At 46.1% G+C, this 22,661-nt stretch carries 16 protein-coding genes; 3 read left to right on the top strand and 13 right to left on the bottom strand.

The window, feature by feature from the left end; genetic code table 11:
- Positions 1 to 6: 6 nt before the first annotated feature.
- From NCI00_RS25840 to NCI00_RS25830, 3 genes are all read right to left on the bottom strand, one after another.
- The gene (locus NCI00_RS25840; protein WP_253532472.1) at positions 7 to 3,381 is read right to left on the bottom strand and encodes a SusC/RagA family TonB-linked outer membrane protein; all 3,375 of its coding nucleotides are present in this window, start codon (positions 3,379 to 3,381) and stop codon (positions 7 to 9) included.
- Between the two features lie 18 nt (positions 3,382 to 3,399).
- Positions 3,400 to 4,392: a FecR family protein gene (locus NCI00_RS25835; protein ID WP_253532470.1), complete on the bottom strand. Its 993-nt coding sequence runs from the start codon at positions 4,390 to 4,392 to the stop codon at positions 3,400 to 3,402.
- 69 nt (positions 4,393 to 4,461) lie between these two features.
- Positions 4,462 to 5,136 carry an RNA polymerase sigma-70 factor gene (locus NCI00_RS25830; RefSeq protein ID WP_253532468.1) on the bottom strand — a complete coding sequence of 225 codons (675 nt, stop codon included), beginning with the start codon at positions 5,134 to 5,136 and terminating at the stop codon, positions 4,462 to 4,464.
- Between the two features lie 242 nt (positions 5,137 to 5,378).
- Between NCI00_RS25830 and NCI00_RS25825 the strand changes: the two genes are divergently transcribed.
- Positions 5,379 to 6,245, top strand: coding sequence for an alpha/beta fold hydrolase (locus NCI00_RS25825; protein ID WP_253532465.1), 867 nt, complete (start codon positions 5,379 to 5,381; stop codon positions 6,243 to 6,245).
- A 189-nt stretch (positions 6,246 to 6,434) separates the two neighbouring features.
- Here the strand turns inward: NCI00_RS25825 and NCI00_RS25820 are convergent, their stop codons facing one another.
- The 7 genes from NCI00_RS25820 to NCI00_RS25790 all read right to left on the bottom strand — a co-directional run bounded on the left by NCI00_RS25820 (position 6,435) and on the right by NCI00_RS25790 (position 17,837).
- Entirely contained in the window at positions 6,435 to 9,587 is a 3,153-nt protein-coding gene (locus tag NCI00_RS25820) for a PVC-type heme-binding CxxCH protein (RefSeq protein WP_253532463.1), read from the bottom strand.
- 62 nt (positions 9,588 to 9,649) lie between these two features.
- Complete coding sequence (locus NCI00_RS25815) at positions 9,650 to 10,492, bottom strand: ThuA domain-containing protein (protein ID WP_253532557.1); 843 nt, start codon at positions 10,490 to 10,492, stop codon at positions 9,650 to 9,652.
- Between the two features lie 232 nt (positions 10,493 to 10,724).
- Complete coding sequence (locus NCI00_RS25810) at positions 10,725 to 12,230, bottom strand: RagB/SusD family nutrient uptake outer membrane protein (RefSeq protein WP_253532461.1); 1,506 nt, start codon at positions 12,228 to 12,230, stop codon at positions 10,725 to 10,727.
- A 29-nt stretch (positions 12,231 to 12,259) separates the two neighbouring features.
- A complete protein-coding gene (locus tag NCI00_RS25805) occupies positions 12,260 to 15,691 on the bottom strand; it encodes a TonB-dependent receptor (RefSeq protein WP_253532459.1) in 3,432 nt (1,143 codons plus the stop codon).
- Positions 15,692 to 15,969: 278 nt separating this feature from the next.
- Positions 15,970 to 17,046, bottom strand: a complete 1,077-nt coding sequence (locus NCI00_RS25800) for a FecR family protein (RefSeq protein ID WP_253532458.1) — start codon at positions 17,044 to 17,046, stop codon at positions 15,970 to 15,972.
- A gap of 66 nt (positions 17,047 to 17,112) precedes the next feature.
- Positions 17,113 to 17,703, bottom strand: coding sequence for an RNA polymerase sigma factor (locus NCI00_RS25795; protein ID WP_253532457.1), 591 nt, complete (start codon positions 17,701 to 17,703; stop codon positions 17,113 to 17,115).
- Positions 17,700 to 17,837 carry a hypothetical protein gene (locus NCI00_RS25790; RefSeq protein ID WP_253532456.1) on the bottom strand — a complete coding sequence of 46 codons (138 nt, stop codon included), beginning with the start codon at positions 17,835 to 17,837 and terminating at the stop codon, positions 17,700 to 17,702. Before NCI00_RS25790 ends, NCI00_RS25795 begins: the two co-directional genes overlap by 4 nt.
- Positions 17,838 to 18,057: 220 nt before the next feature.
- On the opposite strand from NCI00_RS25790, the gene NCI00_RS25785 reads away from it, so the two are divergent.
- Complete coding sequence (locus tag NCI00_RS25785; RefSeq protein WP_253532455.1) at positions 18,058 to 18,792, top strand: EcsC family protein; 735 nt, start codon at positions 18,058 to 18,060, stop codon at positions 18,790 to 18,792.
- Between the two features lie 41 nt (positions 18,793 to 18,833).
- Here NCI00_RS25785 and NCI00_RS25780 read toward each other — a convergent pair whose 3' ends face one another.
- Positions 18,834 to 19,337 (bottom strand): hypothetical protein, encoded by a 504-nt coding sequence (locus NCI00_RS25780; protein WP_253532454.1) that lies wholly within the window; start codon positions 19,335 to 19,337, stop codon positions 18,834 to 18,836.
- Between the two features lie 279 nt (positions 19,338 to 19,616).
- Between NCI00_RS25780 and NCI00_RS25775 the strand changes: the two genes are divergently transcribed.
- Positions 19,617 to 20,651, top strand: a complete 1,035-nt coding sequence (locus NCI00_RS25775) for a hypothetical protein (RefSeq protein WP_253532453.1) — start codon at positions 19,617 to 19,619, stop codon at positions 20,649 to 20,651.
- 77 nt (positions 20,652 to 20,728) lie between these two features.
- Here the strand turns inward: NCI00_RS25775 and NCI00_RS25770 are convergent, their stop codons facing one another.
- Both NCI00_RS25770 and NCI00_RS25765 read right to left on the bottom strand, forming a co-directional pair.
- Positions 20,729 to 21,223: a hypothetical protein gene (locus NCI00_RS25770; protein ID WP_253532451.1), complete on the bottom strand. Its 495-nt coding sequence runs from the start codon at positions 21,221 to 21,223 to the stop codon at positions 20,729 to 20,731.
- Between the two features lie 449 nt (positions 21,224 to 21,672).
- Entirely contained in the window at positions 21,673 to 22,560 is an 888-nt protein-coding gene (locus NCI00_RS25765) for a hydroxypyruvate isomerase family protein (RefSeq protein ID WP_253532449.1), read from the bottom strand.
- Positions 22,561 to 22,661: the final 101 nt, after the last annotated feature.

Genomic DNA, 22,661 nt, shown 5'->3' with positions numbered 1-22,661 from the left:
AAGGTTCTAAAATGATACATTAATACCACCTACGAAGGTTTTCAGCAAGGGCCCGTTGTTGCCGGGGTCTCTGCCTCCGCCGCCAAATTCAGGGTCCCAACCGTCCCATTTGGTCCACGTATACAGGTTTTTGCCGCTCACATATACCTGCAAGCCCGAAATTTTGATTGGCTTCAGCCATTTTTCGGGGACAGTATAAGAAAGAGACACATCCTGCAATCTCACAAAGCTGCGGTCCTGATAGAAGCCATATCCGAGGGGGTTGCGGTAGTTGATTCTTGCGTGCGTGTTGATTGGGTTTTCGGGAGTCCAATAAGGCGTATTCAGGAAATTGGCCTGATCAAAAAAGTTAGAACCCGGATTGATAAGTGAATTGGAGCTGTATCCTCCTTCTCTGACCGTAAGTGCTGTAGAAAGGCTAAAGTTTTTGTAGTTGAATATATTGGTGATACCTAGGTTAAACTTTGCCTGATTATTACTGACCACCATTCGGTCGGCTGGCGTGATCTTTCCATCGGGTAGGCCGTTGGGTCCGCTGATGTCTTTAAATTTAATATCACCGACTTTGGCTCCGGGAATTAAAGACAGATCGTCGTTTTGCTGAAAGATACCATCGAAAACATAATCGTAGTTGGAGCCTAAAGGATAGCCGATGAACCAACCGCTCGCAATATCATCATCTTCCACTCCATCTTTATTGATATCTCGGCCGGTCAGTTTTACTACCTTATTTCGGTTCAATGAAAACGCCAGATTGGTATTCCAGGTAAAATCATTGTTCTGCACATTGACAGTTTTTAGGTCTAATTCAAAGCCGGTGTTTTTTGTTTCGCCGATATTTCTTAAAAAATTTTCAAAGCCATTGGTGTTGGGAATGGTTTGATTAAGCAGCAGGTCAAACGTATTGGAGGAGTAAAAATTGACGGAAGCGGTGATTCGTTTTGAAAAAGCCTGCACATCAGCGCCGAGGTTGAAACTTTCGGTAGTTTCCCATCCAAGGTTGGGGTTGGCAAGGGTGGTTGTACTCAAACCGATTGAGGTAGGTGAACCATCACCAAATACATAGTTGTTTTGCCCCACCTGACTCAATGAAGAATATTCACTTACGCCCCTGTTTCCATTTCTTCCCCACGAAGCCCGCAGTTTAAGAAAATCTATTCGTTTGATATTTTGAAAAAAACGTTCATCGCTTATGTTCCAGCTGAAAGCGGCGGCCGGAAAAACACCGTATTTTTTTCCGGTACCAAAGGCCGAATACCCATCTCTACGCACACTTAAAGTGAAAAAATAGTTGCTGGCAATGGTGTATCCCAGCCTTGCCATGCTTGAAACTTGCCGGTTTTGCGCAGCACTTGCATCAATCACGAATCCTTCCCCAATTTCTAAGGAATTGTATCCCAAAGCATCATTAAAGATATTTCGACTTGATAAAAACGACGATTGGTTGGTTAATTGATAAACGCCGTACAACAGGGTCAAATCAAGTTTATGATTTTCAGCTATTTTCTGTTGGTATTTGACAATATTTTCCAAGGTCAAATTTTGGCTTTCACCCACCCGTTTTGAACCCGAACCAAGTCTGTTCAAAGGTACGTAGGAGGGGCTGTATCCAAAGTTTTTTGAGTCTGTTCGGGTATATCCTGCATTCAATTTGTAAGATAAGCCTTTCCAAATATTTACATCGGCGTAGGCATTGGAAAACAGGATGTTTGTCACTGCTTTACTGTCATCCAAAAGCGTACCCAAAATAGGATTCGACACCAGACCCCAATTTTGAGGAAGGGGGTTAGGAGATACGCCGTCTTCTAAAAATAAACTTGCGTAGGGGCTTAGGTAGGAAGTGTTTAACAATGAAGCCCTTACGCCTGAGTTATCTCGGGAAGAAAAGCCCGAATTAATGCCAATTTTCAGCCAGTCGGTTGCCTGTACACCTAAGTTCAACCTACTTGACAAACGTGTAAAATTATCTCCCTTTACTGGCGATTTTGAACCCGTATAAGCTCCCGAAAAAAAGTAATTCACTCTGTCAGTTTTTCCCGAAACACTTAATTCATAATTGAACATCGGTGCCGCCTGCTTGATCTCATCAAAAGGGTTGATGGTTTTGCCAGCGGCAATGTTTGCCAACTCGATGACCGAGAAAGGCACCGCGCCCCCTTCGGCAAGTTCAGCGTCTTTGCGGGCGGCCAAGTACTGCTCTGCGTTCATATAATTGGGCAGATAGGCATAATCAGACGCTCCCATGTAGGAATTCAATGAAAACTTAGGTTTGCCGGATTTGCCCTTTTTGGTCGTAATTTCGATGACCCCGTTCGTAGCCAATGAGCCATAAATAGCCGTAGAACTGGCATCTTTTAATATATCAATGGATTCAATATCATTGGGGTTAATATCTGCCAAACTGCCGCCCGCGTAAATAATCCCATCCAATACAATGAGGGGAGCCGTGCTGGCCGAAATAGAATTGATACCTCTGATTCGGATGCTGCCGGCCTGCCCGGGTCTTCCATTGTCTGTCACCTGAACACCCGCCGTGGTCCCTCTCAAAATTTGGGCGGCATTGGTGTTGGGTTGAAGCCGGGTATCTTCAATATTTACACTGGTTACCGCTCCAGTGAGGTCTTTTTTCTTTTGAGTACCATACCCTACTACCACCACCTCCTCCAGCGATTTATCATCAATCTTCAGTAAAACAGGTATTTGTGTACGATTGCCTACCAGTATTTCCTGGGCAGCGTAGCCCACAAAACTAAAGACCAGTACCACGTCATCGTCGGGCACACTCACCGAAAACTCTCCATCGGGATTGGTCGTCGTACCGCGCTGGGTTCCTTTGATAATCACATTGACACCGGGCAGGGCCTCTCCTTTTTCGGCATCGGTCACCTTTCCTTTCACAATTTTATCAACCATTTTGGCCGCTTCTGGTACGGCAGAAAAAGGCGTTTTCAGGGCATTTTCGGCGGTGCCTCCTACGGCTTTCGGGGCGGTTGGAAGGTCAGTTTCGGGAAATCGCGCCTCACTCTGGTCCGACCTCCTCTCGGCACGTTTGTCACTAATGACGTAGCCGCCGTTCTTTGATTTTTTATACCGCAACCCCAGCGGCTTCAGCACGGCGTCGAGGTTTTGCTCCAATTTCACGTTGGGTTTGACCACGTTGCTCATCACCGTCAATCCTTCCACGTTGCGGTCAAAAAACAATATATCGACCTGATACTGCTCTTTGAGTTCGCGCAAAACTTCTTTCAGTTTCTTTTGGGAAGGTTTATTAGGAGCGTCTTTGCTTTGGGCGGTTTGCGCACTGGCCAAAAGTTGTGAAAAACTTGGCTGTACTCCTCCCAGCAATACCCCCAACAACAGGAATTGTATTGTTTTTTTCATTCGCAGGAAATTTTTATGTTATGGATTGGTGGTAATGATGATCTTGTTTTCTTCTTTTCGGTACGACAGATTGGCGGCTTCGGTGAGGGTTTCCAGCAATTCTTCGGCATTATTGGCCGTAAAAGAGCCAGAAAGCGTCCATTGGGCTAACTCCGTTTCGGGGATTTCAACGGGTATCCCAAAATTATCTTCAAAGAGCTGGGCTACTTCTTTGAGCGTGGTTTCTTCAAATACGAATCGGTGGTCCTGCCAGGCTGCATAGTTTTGGGGCTTGGCAATTTGGCGGAGACTGGCCTTTCCACCAGCATCCATCGTGACCAAGTCGCCGGGTTTCATGGTGAGTTGTTTTTGGGCGTTTCCTTCCTGAAAGCGCAGTTGCACTTTGCCTTTGTTGAGCACCACTTTGGTAGCAGCAGGACGGGTATTGACCACAAATTCCGTTCCCAGCACCACCACATCAAACGCCCGCCCGGTCTTTACCACAAAACTCTGATGGTTAGCCATATGCGTAACAGAAAAATTGGCCTCACCCGTCAGATACACTTCTCGCGTCTGGTGCCCGAATCCAAAACGCGGCACTTTGAGCGACGAGTTGGCATTGAGCACCACTTGGCTGCCGTCTTCCAACTTCAGCGTGCGGGTTTGGCCGTAGGCGGTGGTATGGGTTTTGTACAAAAGATTTTCTCTAAATACCCAACCGCCCAACAGCACCAGAAAAGTAATCGAAGCTGCCATCATTAAACGGGATGAAATACGCCGCTCCGCCACAAACTCTTCGGTTTCCACTTCGTTCTCGTTTTGCTGCGCCATGCGTGCCCGATGCCGTTCCAAAGCGGCCTGCGGGTCAGCCACGTATTGTGGGTGTTCGCGTTCCCACATGGCCAAATAACCGTAAAACAGCTCGCGGTTTTGCGCGTCCTGTGCCCAATTCTCGATCATCTGCTTCTGAAAAACAGTTGCCCTTCCGGAGAAATAATTGTACAGCGTTTCTTTGGTCACTTGCGTTTTCATATTGAAACAATTTAAGAGCAGGACGTTTTTAGCGCCCAAAATAGGTAGTGGTGTGGATAGTAATTAAATTCAAAACCAATCATTGCCTGCAAGGAGCATGAGCATCAGCCATTTATCTTTCAATGAGGTTCGAATCTGACGAATGGCCTGGTATAAATGCGCTTCGATGGTACGAAGCGAAAGGTTTAACTCAGTGGCAATTTCCTGATATTTCTTTCCTTCAAAACGATGCATGACATAGATCTGCCGACGTTTGAGCGGCATATTACTGATGGCATTTTCTAGGTCGTGATACAACTCTTCGTACTGAATGATGGAATCCGGCTCCGACGCCGAAGGGCTCAGGTAGTGGTTGGCACTGTCTAATGAGGTAGTGCGGCGCATTTCGCTGCGTACATAATCAAAGGCTCGGTGGCGCACTGAGGTAAACAAAAACGCCCGATAGGAAGTGGTCACGGTTCTGTACAGGTGTTCGGAATGAAACTCGTAAAAAATATCCGAAACGATATCTTCGGCAATGGCTTTGGAGGATACATAACGCACGGCGTGGCTGCAAAGCAAAGGATAATAATACTGAAACAGCAGCGCAATGCCCGCGTCAGCATTGGCCTCAAAAGCCTTTCGAATCATCAACTCAGGGTCAAGCACGGCCTGTTTAGCCGACGATTGTCCCGAATCGCTCCTCCTGAAAAGCGGTTGTGCCTTATCTTCCTCCTCTTGCATATTCTGCCTGAACGGTCTCATTTTCTATATAAAGATAAGTTTTTTCTTGGAAACGTATAATTTAACCTCTGTTTTAAGATAGACGTTCTGCACCCCAAAAAACACTTAGTGGGTTTTATTTTTTTTTCAATAATTTTTGGGATGATTATAAAAACGCCGCGCTTTCTTTCATTCCAAAGGGTTTCCGAGAAGTAAAAAAAGAGCACATAATCGCTTTAGCATACACCGATTCTCTATTTCGGCAATCTCTTCGATAATTCCCCATGAACACTGTCCCAAAACTATTTTTTTTACTGATTTTCCTGCCATCAAGTCTCATTATGGCCCAAAAAGACACCGTGATTGTCAAAAATATCACCTACGCCGAGGCCGACGACAAAAAATTGACGTTGGATATTTACAAACTCAAAACGCAAAGTGAGCCCTATCTCATTGTGTGGATTCACGGGGGGGCGTGGCACTCGGGGAGTAAAGAAAATCCACCCCTGGGGATGTTGACGCACGGCTACGCGCTAGCAAGCGTTGATTTTCGGGCTAGCACCGAAAAAGCCTTTCCGGCGCCCGTTCACGACATCAAAGCGGCCATTCGTTTTTTGCGGGCCAATGCCACCCAATACGGCTATAAATCAGACAAAATCATTATTTGGGGTGCCTCTTCTGGCGGGCATTTGGCGGCATTGGTCGCCACCACCAACAACAATCCCACCCTTGAAGGGACGCTGGGTAACTATCTCACAACCTCCTCTTCCGTGCAGGCCTGCATTGATTTCTTCGGCCCTACCAATTTTTTGACCATCCTGAGCCAATCAACACCGCACGGGCTGAATGTACGCTTGCCCGCGCTGGCCATTTTGTTGGGCAAACCCGTGGAGCAAGTGCCTGAATTGGCCAAAGCTGCCAGTCCAGTTTATCAGGTCAGTGCAAGTGCCCCTCCCCTTTTTATTGTGCACGGCGAGCAAGACAATCAGGTGCCCATCAACCAATCCATCGAGTTGATGAGTGCCTACAAAAGCAAAAACCTACCCGTTCAGATAGAGTTTATCCCCAACGCAGGGCATTCAGGTCCGGCGTATGGAACCAAAGAACTGATGGATAAGATGGCGGTGTTTTTGAAGGGGGTGGGGTTTTAATAGAAAGACAAACACAAAAAAGGGCAAAAAAAGGCAGACGCAAACGGTCCGCCCCTACCGATTCGGTTTTACATTTTTTATTTTTCAGTTCTGCGGTTTTGCGGTTATTCAAAAAGAGACAGACGCTAGAAAGGACAGACAAAAAAAAGGGCAGACGCAAGCGCCTGCCCTAGAGTTTTTCATTGATGATTACTCCAACGGATGTTCTTTCAACAGTTTTGAAGAATTATAGATGTCGCTTTGACCTGCCGTAGCAGCGCGTACTGCTTTGACTTTTTCGGGCGAAATCGCGGAGGCTTTATTGCCAAACGAGTTACGAACGTAAGTCAATACAGCAGCCACCTCTTTATCGTTTAACAAACCGCCAAAAGGCGTCATCGGTACTTGCCCAGGGTATTGTTTACCGCTTACTTCAATCGGGCCGAGCAATCCTTTCAAAACTATTTTGATTAAACGCTCCTCATTTCCCTGCACCCATTTGCCCGCAAGTGGCGGGAAACCAGAGGCCGATAGCCCCTTTCCATCTGCTTGGTGACAAGTAATACAGTAGCCTTCTTTGCTATAAATGGTTTTCCCCAATTTGAAAGCTTCCAATTCAGCCCCTTTCAATGCCGAAACCACTTCAGCTTCTTTTTTCTTAGCCACATTTTCTCCATTTAAGTGTGCTACTGCTGTTTCGTGGGCATGAATCATCCACTCGTCAAGCGGTTTCTTTTTGGCTTCGGCCAAAACAGCCAAGCCCTTTTCTTTATCAATCCAAGAGGCCGCCACAATCGCCACCAGTCGCACGCGGGGGTTTTCATCTTTGACCGCCTGCATCAACAACGCTGCTTGGTCGGCTACTTGGTGCCCAGTGTAACGCACCACCTGAACCGCCGCCGCTCTAACGCGGTAATCTTTGGCTTTGAGCAATTGACGCAGCAGTTTTTGGTCTACTTTATCCAATCCCCAGCTTACCCACAATGCTTCCAGCAAATGATGTTCGTAACGCGCATCTGCTTTGTTCAAACTTGCGGCCCATTTCGTTATTTTTGGCAATACTTCGGCAGCATCTCTACCTCTCAATTCACGACGGGTACGATAGCGGGTACGGTATTCGGGCAATTTGAGATTGTCCAAAAGTACATCAACACTCGCACCGTCTATTTTGGCGGGAGTAAGCAGCGGACGGGAAGGGTACGTAATCCGGTATACTCTTCCGTGGACGTGGTCGCGCAGTGGATCACGGGCGTTGTGCTGCATGTGTCCGATAAGGATATTATGCCAGTCAATAACATACAGCGAGCCATCAGGTGCAATTTCCATGTCAACGGGGCGGAAATTACGATCTTCACTCACAATCAAATCCTGACGGTGTTTGGTCTTGTAGCCCGTACCATCGTCCCAAATTTGGTGTTGTTTTGTCCCCAAAAATCCGATGGTGTTGTTGATAAGCATATCTCCCTGTACTTCATCGGGAAAATGGCGGCTCCACAAAAATTCCAATCCAGACGTAGGACGCACCATGTGGTCTTTTTCAATCAATTGGAATGACTTGTGCGTAGCCTGTCCGTAGCGCGGCAACACCGAGCCCGGCAACATCCAACGAACGTCAGGGCTGGAAGTTTCAGCAAAAAACGGCTGCCCCCAATCATCAAAAGCAATCCCCCAAGGGTTAGGGATGGCCAATTGGGCGGTACGCTCTAATTTATGCAATTGCGGAGCATAGCGGTAAAACCCACCGTTGGTAGCCCGAACGGGGCCGTAAGGTGTTTCTACATTGGTGTGTAAAAACACCCCTTCTCCCGTATAAATAGCTCCTGAAGGATCGGCGCAAAATGCGCTGCTGTTGTGGTGGGTATCATGGTCGTCAAAACCGCTCAGAAGAATTTCTACTTTATCGGCCTTGTCATCTCCGTTGGTATCGGTAAACAATTTTAAGTTGGTTCCTTGAGAAACGTACACCCCTTCTTTGGCAATTTCAAAGCCAAGCGGCAGGTGCAAGCCATCGACAAACACTGTCTGTTTATCGGCTTTACCGTCACCATTGGTGTCTTCCAAAATCAAGATTTTATCATTGGGTTTAGCATCTCCCGGCTTATAGTGGGGGTAGCTTGGCATGGTTGCCACCCATAAACGTCCTTTGTTATCAAAAGACATTTGTACGGGATTGGCTAAGTCATTAAACTCAGCTTCTGAAGCAAAAAGCTCAATTTTATAGCCCGCTGGCACTTTCAGCTTGTTGAGCGCATCTTGTCCGTAGAGGTAGGTAAGACTACCGTTTTTCTCGGGATTGAAGTTGGTTTTAACGGGAGGCAGCGGTGTGGTGTTTTTGTCGGCGGCGGCAAGGTCTGTTTTTTCGCCTTTAGAAGCGGCCAACCAAATGGCTTTGTCACGAATATCGGTCATTTCCCGAATTTTCTTAATCTCAGCGGGATAGTTGTCGGGGCCAAAAGGATTGTAACGACGCCCGTACACGTGTACCCCATTCGGAATTTTATAGTCGTTGTGCCACATCCAGTTTTTCTCCATAACGGCATCGTGCACCAATTTGCGGTTGGCTTCGGCTTTAGCGGCGGTTTTTCCAAACAGTTGGTCCGTCAATAAAATGCTCAGTTTTTTATAACCCGCTTCGTTGAGTTGCAATCCATCGATGGTCAACGGCTCTTTGCTCTCATTGTACCATTTTTGCGAAGGTGTAAAAACATCCACAAAAAGTACGTTGTTTTGGTCGGCTACTTCCTGCATGGCTTTGGTGTACAAGAGCAAGTTTTCATTCTCCTTTTTGCCATTGGGCAAGTCGTACATAGCCGATAAATCTTCAAACGCAATGGGTGACACGAGCGCCAATTGCGGCGGCGTTGTTCCATTATATTTTTGGCTCAAAGTATGTTTGATAAACGCATCAAGTTCTGCTTTGTAGTTGGCCAAGCCTGCTTTTCCCTGATAGGATTCATTAAACCCAAAAAAAGCCACAATAATGTCCGTTTTAAGGCGAGTTAGCCACTGGTCGGGGGTGTCAAAATGGCCCTCGCTGTTTGAGTAGTTGGCGTATTCGGTCTGAAATTTTTCAGCCCCGGGAAACGCCCAAGGCGAATTTCGGCTGGCGTGCGGGCGAAACCCAGGGGTATCACCGCCATCGCACATGTTGCGGATAAAGAGCGAACTTTCGGGATAGCGAACGTGCATTTCGGTTTCGAAGTGACCGTAATTCATCATTCGTGACCCCAAATTATTGCCAATCAATGAAATATGGGCCCCATTTCCAACTGTCAGGGTATTGGATTGATTGAATTGGAAAGAGCTGAAAACAATCAACATCAATCCAATGGCGATGAGCAATCCCTTGATTCGTATTCTCATTGGGTTTAGTTATTTTAATTTTATAAATCGTAATTAATAATGATGTATTCAGTACTGCTCTACTAGTTTACAATACCTCGGTAAGGCACATTTATTTCAATTTTACCTTTCCATTTTTTAGGAACGGGCTTGCCCAACAACCAATGTATTGCGTTGATAGTGAGCCGCTGAACACCTTCTTGTTGAAAATCTTCGGGGTGTCCCAGCGTCGTAAAAAATACTTTGGCGTTGGCTTTATTTTTCCACGTCCAAGCTACTGGATTATCAATGGCGGCTTTGTCAGGATTTACTGATTTTCCCATCAGCAGCGGGGTTGCATCTTGCGGCGGATAATCGGGGCGAACGCGGTACAACCACGAAGCCGCGTGAAAAGCAGAAGGTACGCCCGTCAGAATCGGGTGCTTGGCCGCTTCAACAATCACCGTTACGTCGGTAGTACTTTTGTGTCCGTAGTGGGTGTGGCCTGCTTTGCCCCAGCCTGGAGGAGAACCAAAAGCCCTTTCTCCGAACGCATTCCAAGCTTCGGAAGCGTGTCCTTTCGGAAAATTAAATGCGTGCGTAGACGTTCTAAAACCCATCACTGGCTTGCCAGAATTAAGGTATTCGTCAAGGTATTGGAGCTGGTCAGGCGGCAATTGACGCCAGCGCAAGAAAAACACTGCCAAATCTGCGTCACGGAGTGCTTCTAACCCAGGGATATTTTTTTCGGCGTTTTGGTTAGGAAATGACTTCAGTACTTGGGTACGTACGCCGTAGTTTTTTTCTAATTCAGCCGCAATGAGCGGGAGGGTTTGTTCGCCGCTGTACTCATGGTCGCCAGCTACAAAAACGACAAGCGGTTTCTTTTTTGGCGGAGCTGTTTTTTGGGGAGAATCAAAGGCAGAAACGGCAGCGATGCCCAACATCAGGAACAAGCCCGAAAACCAATGGTTAGCAACCAGGCGACTTATCGTACGCTTTATCATGCAGTGTGTCATTAAGCGGGTGTTAAACAATTCTATACTTTTTAACCTAAAAGCTATTTGTTGTTATGCAAAATCGCTAATACTTAAAAAGTCATATTTCTAAAATTTATACCGTAAGCACCGAAAAAAAGGTGCCTACGGTAAGAAATCACTTCTATCTACAAAACATTTATCAATAACCAGTATTCTGCTTCAACTTATTGTTGTTGCGAATTTCGGCGGTGGGGATCGGGAAGAGCAATTCTCTTTCTTTGAGCACAGGGCCGTACGAAAACTTATGACCGACAAAATCCTCAAACTTCTTAGTCGTTACGTTAAACGCCTTGCGCAGGCGGGTCATGTCATACCAAGTTTTGTTTTCAAAACTCAGCTCGTGCCAGCGCTCTTTCCAGATTGCCTCTCTGAGTTGTGCTTTGGTCAAACCAGCCAAATCGGGTAGTTGAGCGCGTCGGCGAATGGCATTAACAGCTTCATACACCGCCGCTGAGGGGCCATTTGCTTCGTTTTCGGCTTCGGCATAGGTCAGCAAAACTTCCGCGTAGCGCATCATGGTCCAGTTCAAGCCACTGCTTGTGGTGCTGAGTTGAGCTTCGGTATCGAAGTGTTTGTACAGGTAATAGCCTCCCAAATTACGGGTTTTGGTACGGTCGCTCCGCAGTGAGAAAGAAGTGTAATAAAATTGCTTTTCGGCCGCTCGTTTGTCTCCATTTTCGTACGATTCTACGAACTCTTTATTGGCAAAAATAGCCCCAGTCTCATCCGTATAGGCCGAGATACCTTGATTGTACGGAATAATGGATGTTTGCCAATTGGAAGGCAATACGAAAGCGACATATTGCGCCATGAAAATGTTTTCGCCGATGTTCTTTTTAGCAGGATTACGCAAATCATCATACGAAGGGAACAAGCTAAATTTGCCAGAATCGACTACCTCCTTGGCCTTATCAGCCGCTTTTTTGTAGTATTCAGCGCCTTTTTGCAAGGGGAAGCCCGCCATGGTAAGGTATACGCTCGACAGCAGCGACTTAACCGCCCCTAAAGACACACGCCCAGTGGCATCGGTGTACGGCAAGCCGGAAGCTTCCGCTTCAATCAAATCGGCTACGATTACCTTATATACCTCTTCTGGCGATACCTGCGTAGGGTATAAATCGGGCGATTTCAAATCAACTGGCTCTGTAATGAGCGAAATGTTGCCGAAGATGCGCACCAAATCATAGTAATACAACGCCCGCAGGAATCGTGCTTCTCCCAAATAGCGCTTTTTAGCGGCTTCGTTCATCGAAATACCCGGTATTTTTGCAATCGCAAGGTTGGCATTGGCAATACCCCGGTAGTGACTAGTCCAGTACGTGGCACCGTAACCATTGTCTGAGTTATTGACCAGATTCCGCACAAAAATGCTGTTTTGGGCCTGCCCCAACTCGGTGTTGGCCAAGCCAGTAGCAAATTCAAGCATCATCCATGGCGCACCGCCAAATCCACCTCCCAACACGTTCCGAAGGTTTTCGTAAATGGAGTTCACCACACTTTCGGCGTGTTCGGGCTTGGTGAAATAGTTTTCCATTGTAAAATTTGAACGATCGGGCTCTTCCAAAAAATCGGAGCAGCTCACCCCGCACAAAACCAATGTTCCGCTCAGTATCAGTTGACTAAAAAACTTTATAGTGTATTTCATTAGAGTATCCATTAAAAATTACACAACTATTACAATCCGATGTTTAACCCAACCATAAAAACGCGCGGTTTTGGATAGGCATACAAATCAACTCCTTGGTCAAATGCCGAACCAGAAGTTGATACTTCAGGGTCATAGCCTTCAAACTTGGTGTTAAGGAAGAAGTTTTGTACCGAAACAAAGGCTCTCAAACGATTAAGGTGGATTTTCTCAATCATTTTTGGGGAGAATTTATACGACAGAAGGATGTTTCTACCTCTCAAGAAAGAGCCGTCTTGCACGCGGTCGGTATCGTTGTTGGTGTTGTAACCCGCTGATACAGGGCGCAATTCGGCAATATTGGTATTCTGATTGGTAGGCGTCCACGCATTCAAAACGGTCTTGAAGCTGTTGGCAATTCCTTGGCGGTCTTCGGCCGAGTGCTTGCTTCTAAACAATACGTCGTTGCCGTACATGAATTGCAGGTCAACCATCAATTCCAGATTTTTGTGCGTAAAGGTGTTGATAAACGTACCAAAACCATCTGGAATACCTTTACCAATTACCACGCGGTCATTGTCGTTGATACGTCCGTCATTGTTTACGTCTTGGTATTTGATATCACCTGGCTTTTTGAGATACTTAGCCGCTTCTGATTCTTCAGCTATGCTCCAAGTGCCCTGGTGCACAAACCCGAAAAATGACCCTACTGGCTCGCCTTCGCGGATGATGGTAGAGCCGCTGAAAATATCCGCTCCGCCCGTAAGCGCAATTACTTTGTTGCGGTTGAAGGAGATATTAAATGATGAATTCCACGAGAAATTGCGGCCTGCTACGTTGACGGTGTTGATGCCCAATTCTACCCCACGGTTTTCCATGCTACCGATGTTTTGACTTACCGTCGTAAAACCGCTACTTGAAGGTACGGGTGCGCTCAAAAGCATATCAGTGGTGAGTTTGCGGTACACGTCGGCTTCGAGCATGATGCGGTTGTTAAACAGACCCAACTCTACGCCCGCATCCACTTGTGCCGTTTTTTCCCAACGCAGGTCCGGATTGGCGAGGCGGTTTACCCCGATACCAATTTGGCGGGCGTTGTTGAAAATCACCGAGTAGTTGCCCAAACCAGCCAATGCCTGATAAGCCGTAATTTCCGAGTTGCCCGTTACGCCGTAGCTGGTACGTACTTTGAGGTTAGAAATAAAAGGCACATTTTGCATGAAGTCTTCTTCAATAACTCTCCACGCCAACGCCGCCGAAGGAAATACCGCGTAGCGATTGGCAGAACCAAACTTTGAAGAACCGTCAATCCGCCCCGTAACTGTGAGTAAGTATTTGTCTTTGAGGCCGTAGTTAATCCGTCCGAAGTATGAATTCAAGCCATACGCACTCGTTCCTGACGTAGGAGCAAGCGCCACTGCCCCCGCACCGAGGTTGTTGAATTGAAAATAGTCATCCTGAAAACGCTGTGCTCTCGCCTGAAAATTGAAGCGATCTACGTGCTGCCACGCCAATCCCAACAAGGCATTGACCGAGTGAATTTTGTTGATTTTGGTATTGTAGGTCAGGTAGTTTTCAAACTGCCACGAATTATGACGGTCGCCAGTGATAGATGCATCACCGCCTTGGTTGCGCGAAATATAATTCAGGTTCCGACCTCCGTAGTAATCAATACGCTGGTTGATGATGTTGGTTCCCAATGTGGTGCGCAGTTCTAAGCCTTTTGCCAATGAAATATTGGTATAGATATTCCCCAACATGGTTTGGGTCTTGAGGTAATAAAGCCGCTCAGTAGCTACGTGAATAGGGTTACCGCCGCCTTCCATACCGGGATAGTCTTCGTTGCCTCCCCAACGTCCGTCAGGGTATTTGACTGGAATAATGGGCAGCGCTTCCAATACTTGTCGCATCGCAATGATACCACCAGCACCCAGTGGGTCTACCTGACTTTCGCTCTGGTCATTGTAGCTGAGCGAACCGCCTACCTTTATCCATTTTTTAATTTGGCTATCCATCACAAAACGAGCCGAATAGCGTTTAAGCCACGATTCTTTCATCAAACCATCTTCGTTGCGGTATCCAAGGTACAAGCCAAAGTTATCGCGGGCGTTGCCACCGCTGAACGCAAGTTGGTGATTTTGGGTAAACGCTTTTTGGAACGACTCATCCTGCCAATCGGTGTTGTAAAGCGGCTTACCGCTTGCATCAAACAATAAAGGGTTTGTACGCTTGGTTACTGGATTCACGTACTTGCCACCAGCCCAACCTACGGGGTCGTATTTTTTAGCATTTTGATACGCAATTTCTTCCGTTCTCAAAAATTCTTCCGAATTGAGCAAAGGAATTTTACGGGGCAATGTCCCAACGCTGAAATCCGTATCATAACTAATACGACCGCCGTCCTGACTGCCACGTTTGGTGGTCACCAAGATAACGCCATTGGCGCCGCGAGCACCGTAAATAGCCGTAGCGGAAGCATCTTTTAACACTTCAATGGAGGCAATATCGTTGGGATTAATGTAATCAATGGGTGTGCTTCCGTTGGCCAAATCGGTGGCGTTCAAAATCACACCGTCAATGACGTACAAAGGGTTGTTGGCTACACTCACGGAGGTATTTCCCCGAATACGAATGTTGGCACGACCACCCGGGCGGCCCGAGTTAACCGACACATTCACCCCCGTAATCCGCCCACCAAGGGCCTGATTCAAAGACGCCGACGGGCGTTCCAGAAGGGTTTCACCTTTTACGGTTCCCACGGCTCCCGTCAAGTCGGATTTACGCTGCACTCCATAACCCACCACGATTACCTCTTCCAACGATTTGGTGTCTACTTTCAGCGAAACATTCAACTGTGTTTGCGCGCCCACGGTCAATTCTTGCGTCAGATAACCTAAAAAACTGAACACAAGCACCGCGTTGTTGTCGGGTACATCAAGGTCAAAACGTCCTTCAGAATTGGTCGTTGTACCACGCTGCGTTCCTTTCAAAACCACACTCACACCAGGCAACCCAGCATTGGCTTCATCCGTAACAACACCTGATATTTTACGAACCACGGGGGCCGTGGCTTCGATGGGCACTACCTTTGGCGCGGGAGTGACGGTGGGTGCAGCTTCTTTTTCTGGGGTCAGAATAATCTGATTTCCAATTATTTCATACCTCAAATGAAGAGGTTTTATTAGCTTACCGAGCACTTCCACCAACGGCTCATTGGAAGCACTGAGCGTAATTTTCCGATTGGAGGGAAGCGTAACTGGGCGATACGCAAATCGTATTTTGACCTGTTTTTCAATCACCGTCAACGCCTTTCGTACGTCCTGATTCTCAACATTAATGGTTACTCTCTGCTGGAGTATTTCCTGCGCACTGGCCTCCCGGGCTAAAGAGATACCCGTAAAGATCAATGCCAACACACATTGTATCAACGATATTTTCATGAGATGATACACAAGGGGTTTAAAACGTACCGTTTTTTTCATTAGTTTTGATTGTTTTTGTGAATAATTATAGCAAAAACTCCTCCTTCACGTCTTTACAGGCGCTTGCTGATCGGTCAAAATCACAGGGAGGTAACGGCATCAGCGGTGTGCGACCACTGCTGATGTTTTTTTTGTCAGGAGAAAAACGACGGACTCTTCATAGACATAAAATTGTTAAAGGTTAAAGAAGCATTTTGTTGTTTAGGTAGTATTGTATGTAACAAATGGTGCGTTTTTTGTTAGAAAAATATTCTTTTTTACTCAGGGCATTTTATAAATCAACATCCTTTACTGTATATAATCACCTGACCATCAATCAATTTGTATCGAGCATCTAGCACTTTACAGATTACTTCAAGTTTTTGAAACAAGTTTTCATCGGTCAGGTTAATGGTCAGCGTGCAGTCTTTGAGTACTTCTTCGTCAAACACCACCTTTATCCCGTACGATTTTTCTAGGGCCGCAAATACCTCCGTAGCAGGGGCCGCTTCAAAAACAAACCGGGCCATTTCGACGGGCGGTAACAGCAGCAACGGAGCCTCTACCAATACTTTGCTGATGGTGGACTCGCTACGGTGAAAAACCGCCTTTTGATTGGGAGTCAGTACAACACCCTTTACTTCAGGGTCTTGCTGGGCGTCGTTCCGCTCGGCATACACCGAAACCCGTCCCGACTTTACCGCCACCGTCACATTTGGGTCTTTCTGATACGCCTTTACGTGAAAACTAGTACCTAAAACTCTAGTAACCAATCCATTAGAAAATACCAAAAACGGCCGCTTTGGATTTTTTTGCACTTCAAAAAAAGCGCCGCCTTCTAAATGTACCTCCCTTTTTGAATCATCGAACTCAACTGGATATTTGAGACGACTGTTTTTTTCCAGTTTAACAATGCTACCATCCGGCAGTTGGAGCAACATGGTTTTGTCGGCTCCGTTGACGGCCTCCACCCATTCGGCGGGCGCAGCAGCCAATACCCCTGGAATCTCCAACGGAGTAGAACGACGCCAATACAACCACCCTGCCGCAATCAGCACCACAAGAGTAGCCGCAATGGATAGAATAGGTATGTACCAACGTTGGGGTCTGTGCATACGCTCAGTTGATTGCTCATGCAGCGTGTTCTCAATCCGCGCCCAAATCACTGGCACCGATTGGCTCGCTTCTGGGGTTGGACAAATTTGGTTCAGCCCCTCAATGAGCCGCCGAGCTTCTTCTATCTGATAATAGCGCTCGGGGCAATCCCGTAAAAAGCCCTGCCAAAAGGCGTCATTTTCGGCCGTAGGACAACATACCCATTCCTTAAAGTAGTCATCGGCGGCAAAATCTTCGGCGGTATATTGATAATAGTCCATCTAGGTTAGTAAAAAAATAAATTCAAAAAATGGTAGTGGATATAGATTGTAAAGCCTGCCTTAAGCTCAGGGTATGGTATTGAAAATAATAACACCGATGACTGAAAAAATACGTACTGCTTCGCGCAGGGTTTTGAGAGCGGTATAAATGAATTTACACGCCGATTGATAATTAACGCCCATAATGTGCGCCACTTCTTCGTTGCTGAAATGATGCGTAAAACGCAAATCAATGGCCTGTTGCTGGCGGGGGCTCAGGCGTCCGTATCCTTGCTTGAGTTGGCGCAAAAGCTGTTCCTGACTCTCATCTTTAATCAGGCGGCTCTCGCAGGTATCCTCCTCGCAAGTTCCATCTATTCCTTCTACACTCACCGATTGATAAAAAACATCCCGTTGTTGCGCACGGTTGATTTTATTGCGAAGCGACCGGAACAAATAAAACCGTATAGAATCTGTCTCACTGAGGTTGGTACGGCTTTGCCACAATTCAATGAAAAGATCATGAATACTATCTTCGACCAACTGAACATTCGTCGTGATTTTATATCCATAACTTACCAACTCTTTGGCATACAACTCATAAATGCGCTTAAATGCACACTGATCGCCCTCCCGAAAAGCATTCCAAAGGCCATTATTTGGATGATGTGCTGTCACAGAAAAATTGTTAAAAATAGTACACGGCGCTGAAAACGTTGATTTTGATGGGTGCAACGACCTTCTAATTTACTAATGCCAGAAAGGGTGGATTTTAATCCTATTTTTTCTAAATATTTTTTAATTTTTTTCATAATTACCCCTTTTACCCATCTCCAAAAGACATTCTATCAGGCGTCCCTCTTACGTTATTTTAATGAATAAACGGCTTTGTTCCGTCTTTTCCATCCTGCTTTGACCTGTACCACCATGGATGCCTTTCAGAAAACACCCACCATGCCATAGGAAATATATCTTTACATTTTGTTTTTTAGGGGATAATTTGTAACTACACCACGCACCAACCCCGTAGCCATGACTCCCTACGAAGAACTCGCCCAAAAGGAATTGAACGTATGGCAACGCCAAATGCTGAAAAAGCCTTCGGCCGTCAACCGATTATCAAAATCGGCCCAGACTTGGATAAATAACCTCATTCCCGAAAAAATCCACGATGTTATCACCGCCACCATCAAGCAAATGACGCGGGGGGTGTTGTTTGGGGCTGAATTTATTACCCCTCAACCAATTCCCGCCGTGACATTGGAAGAGCGCGAAGCTGCCGTGCAGAAGCGAATCAATTTTTACAAAACGGCAGGAGCCGCCGAAGGGGGCGTGGCAGGCGCAGGTGGGTTTCTGCTGGCGCTTGCAGATTTCCCACTGTTGTTGAGTATTAAGCTCAAACTGCTTTTTGATATTGCGGCGCAGTACGGCTACCCCATCGACGATTACCGCGAGCGTCTTTATATCTTGCATATTTTCCAACTGGCTTTTTCGAGTCAGGAGCGCCGCAAAGAAGTGTATTTACAAATGGTAAATTGGGACGAAAAAAGCAAACAATTTCCTGAAGACATCCACGCTTTTGACTGGCGCACCTTCCAGCAGGAATACCGCGATTACATCGACCTCGCCAAAATGGCCCAACTCATCCCGGGCATCGGTGCTGCCGTGGGCGTGGTGGTCAACTACCGTTTGATTAACAAATTGGGAAAAACCGCCATCAATGCCTACCGAATGCGGTGGACGGAAGAACAGAAACTGATTAAATGAAATTAGAAAACGATGGCGGCTGATGAAAAAACACCAACAGCTCACTTAGGCACTTGAGCGTACCGCAGGCATTCTACTTCGTGTTTTAACTGAACACCTTCTTCGGCAGGAATTTTAAATTCATCGGTTTGAATCCTAAAACCGCCAATACGCTTACTCAGTAGCAAATTTAATTCGCTTTCGTTAATCCGAAAGAGCGTAGTTGACTCATAGAAGTTGGTTATTTTGGAAGGCTTTACTCCAATGAGCTGCTGCCGACGCAAAATTTTTGAGCCATCGGCAAACTGAATACTTAGGTCAACCAGTGCCGTATAAAACGTTGGATAATAAACCTTTATGTGTACATAATATTTAGTTTCTCCTTTTGATAACGCCTTTTCGAAGTAAATAGGCTCGTCCCTTTTTTTTTCATCTTCTTTAGGCGTAAAAAATCGGTGCTCACCGTCAAAACTGCTGTATTCGTAATGAATTGTTTTTTCGCAGTCATGTTGGGAAAATGCAGGCAATGATAGTAGCAAGGCAAAGAATAATATACTATTTTTCATAACGTTATTTTACTGCAATTTATAACAGGATTAAATAAGGTCAAAAAAGAAAGGGCATAAAAAAGAAAAATCAAAAACACAAAACAAAAACATATTGATAATCAAACGATTACTTATTATGTCCATCGCTTTTTGTTTCAATTTCTTCATAAATGGCCGCGTCGCGCTACTATCACTTTCTGACACTTCAATAAAATCCTTTATTTTGAGACGTATTCCGCCAATCAATGACTCCGCCGGCACGGGATTTTACTAGTCAGAGCATCAATTAACAGCCCTATGAAACTTGACAAAAAAGAAGCTACTACCATTATCAACGCCATTCGTTTTTGGGAAGATTCCCAAAAAATATCCCCTGAACTAGCTGAAGAACTGCGCAACAGCTACGAAGTCCGCAGCTCCAACGTCGACACCATCGCTTGGTATGCCTTTATTTCGGCCATTTCTTGCGGCCTTTTGGCTTTTGGGGCACTGGTGATCGATGAAAAATGGATTGAATTATTGCGCAAACGATGGGAGTTTTCGGAAGCAACCGTAGGCATAGGTTTTACGCTCGTGGCAGGCGTGTTTGTGTACTTGGCCCGTCGCCGAAAACTCAAATACCCTACCTCCCAAATTAGCAATGAATCTTACACCATTACTATTGCCCTCAGCGTAGCCGTCGCGATTGCGTACTGGACCCGCAGTCTGGGCCTTTTCAACGGAAATTACGCCCAACCTTTGCTGATTGCGACCATCGTTTACGGCCTCATCGGCGGCTTTTTGCCCTCACAGCTTTTATGGGTTGTCATGCTTTTGTCGTTGACGGGCTGGTGGGCGCTTCAAATCTACGAATGGTCGGGGGGAGGATTTCGGTTTGCAGGAATGAACTACCCATTGAGTATGACCCTTTTAGGGCTGTTGATTTGGGCATCGTCTTGGTTGGTCGAAAAAATCAAACCGCTGGTTTCGTTCGAGCGTGCCACTTATACTTTTGGACTGGTTTTGTTTCTTTTTGCGGCATGGATGCTCTCCATCTTCGGCAATTACGACGATTTGGGGCGCTGGTCAGCCATCAAACAGGGCACACTTTGGTACTGGTCGGCGGGATTTACGGTTGTTTTGGCCGCGCTTACGGCATACGCGTTTAGAAGCAAAAACGATACCCTGCGCGATATTTGTCTGGTGTTCTTTTTGGCCAATATTTACACGCGGTACTTTGAATATTTTTGGGACCGCACCAACAAAGGCATCTTTTTTGCCATTCTGGCATTCTCTTTCTGGTGGGTGGGGCGCAAAGCCGAGCAATGGCGCAATCAGGAGAAAACGGCCTAAAACACGAAAAGGCGCATCATGGGAGTTTGACCTCCTTCCGATGCGCCTTTCTATCTGATTATGGAATTGTAGCTTGATTATTCTTCGGTCAAACGAACGGGCGTATGATGGTATTTGCTATCAAAGTGATTGATGTTGGTATCTACCAACACACTCGTTACGGTTGTGGCATCCATCGTTGGCAACGAAGCCATCAATTTCGCGCTGCTGATACGAGCGGCGGGCAAGCTCATTGTTTCATCCAAGGTAGGCAATGAAGCCATCAGTTTCGCGCTGCTGATACGAGCAGCTGGTGCTTCGATGTTTTCATCTTCGGTAGGCAATGAAGCCATCAGTTCAGCACTCATTGGATTTGTCGGCATTTCGTTGGTAGCGTCGAGCGTGGGCAATGAAGCCATTAACGATTGAATATTGAGGACCACAAAAGCGGGAGTAGTTGATTCAACATCCTGAGTTGGTAACGAGGCCATTAAATGAGCGGCGATACACGATTGCTCTTTTTGAGGTTGTGCTTCTGCAATAGTACTTAATGCTAAAAGACTTAAGGCGGCGGTTGTGATTAACGATTTCATGATTTTAATGTTCTTAAATTGTTGGCTGTAATTATTTTAATTTTTTGTTTCTGGCTGTTTGTTTGTCTTAATGACATGACAAAAGTGGCAGGTATTTCTGAGCTGAAAAAGGGAAATGGGATGAAGCGTAGGTTTTAAGGGTCGAAGTGCATGAAAAATCATTTGAACGGAATTATATTCGGAAAAGCATTTTTTAAGTCCTTGAAAATCGCCAAAATCAGACTTTATTAGTATAAAACAGGCCATTTTGCAAAATATAATTTGGATTAAAATTATACAACATACGTAAAATATGGGTTCATTTTAGCAATACCTCCAACAGAACCTTCGTCAAAAGTGCCTTTTTGATGCCTATGAACGCAAAAGAGTCCTGCCTTTGAAAAAGCAGGACTCTTCTTTTTTGTGTTGAATGGTTAAGGAGTCAAAATTTTCTACCCATTATTCAGGGGCTATACATCACAAATTTCCACGGCCTGTTTCAACGAAGCAATCGGGTCTGGGCGTTTGGGGATGAATTCCTGCGCCACATATCCCTGATAACCCGTATCCACAATGGCTTTCATGATGGCGGGGTAATTCAGTTCTTGCGTATCGTCGATTTCGGCCCGACCTGGTACGCCGCCCGTATGATAATGCCCGAAGTACTGATGGTCGCGCTTGATGGTGGCGATGATGTCGCCTTCCATAATTTGCATGTGATAAATATCGTAGAGTAATTTAAAACGCTCCGAGCCTACCCGCTTGCAAAGCTCAACACCCCAAGCACTTTTATCGGCCTGATAGTCTTTGTGATTGACCCGACTATTGAGCAGCTCCATAATGAGGGTGATTTTATATTTTTCAGCGGAGGGCATCAGCCGTTTGAGTCCAATGGTGCAGTTTACCAAACCTTCTTCGTCAGAAATCCCTTTGCGGTTGCCCGAAAAACAAATGACAGTGTTCAGGCCCGCCTCCACCAACTTAGGAAAAAGGGCTTCATAACTCGCCACCAAATCATCGTGATAAATCGGATTATTGAATCCTTTTTCGATACCCATACCCGCACCGTTGGGCAGGGCGCACGTCAGGCCATATTTTTGAATAACGGGCCAGTCGTTGGGACCCAACAATTCAATGGATTGCAGACCCATGGCTTTTGCTTCGCGAGCAAGGTCTTCTAGTGGTATTTTGCTGTAGCACCAGCGGCAAACTGACTGCTTGATTCGGCCTTTTAGCTCGGGGCCCAGGGCTTTGTCGGATGCTGCAAAAGCTTCCGTCAGCGTCATAGGCGACGATAAAAGGGCTGCGCTGCCTGCCATATTTTTTAGGGCCGTACGGCGTGATGTGTTTATTGCCATAGTGAATCTTCGTTAATCATTGTTGGTTTCATTGCGGGCACTTTCTCTGACCCATTAAAGCATTTTCAAACAAGATATTACCCCCTTATTGTTAAAATCTA

Origin of the sequence: Runella salmonicolor (assembly GCF_024158025.1) — a bacterium.
Taxonomy (GTDB): domain Bacteria; phylum Bacteroidota; class Bacteroidia; order Cytophagales; family Spirosomataceae; genus Runella; species Runella salmonicolor.
This window is presented reverse-complemented; position numbering and strand designations above follow the sequence as displayed.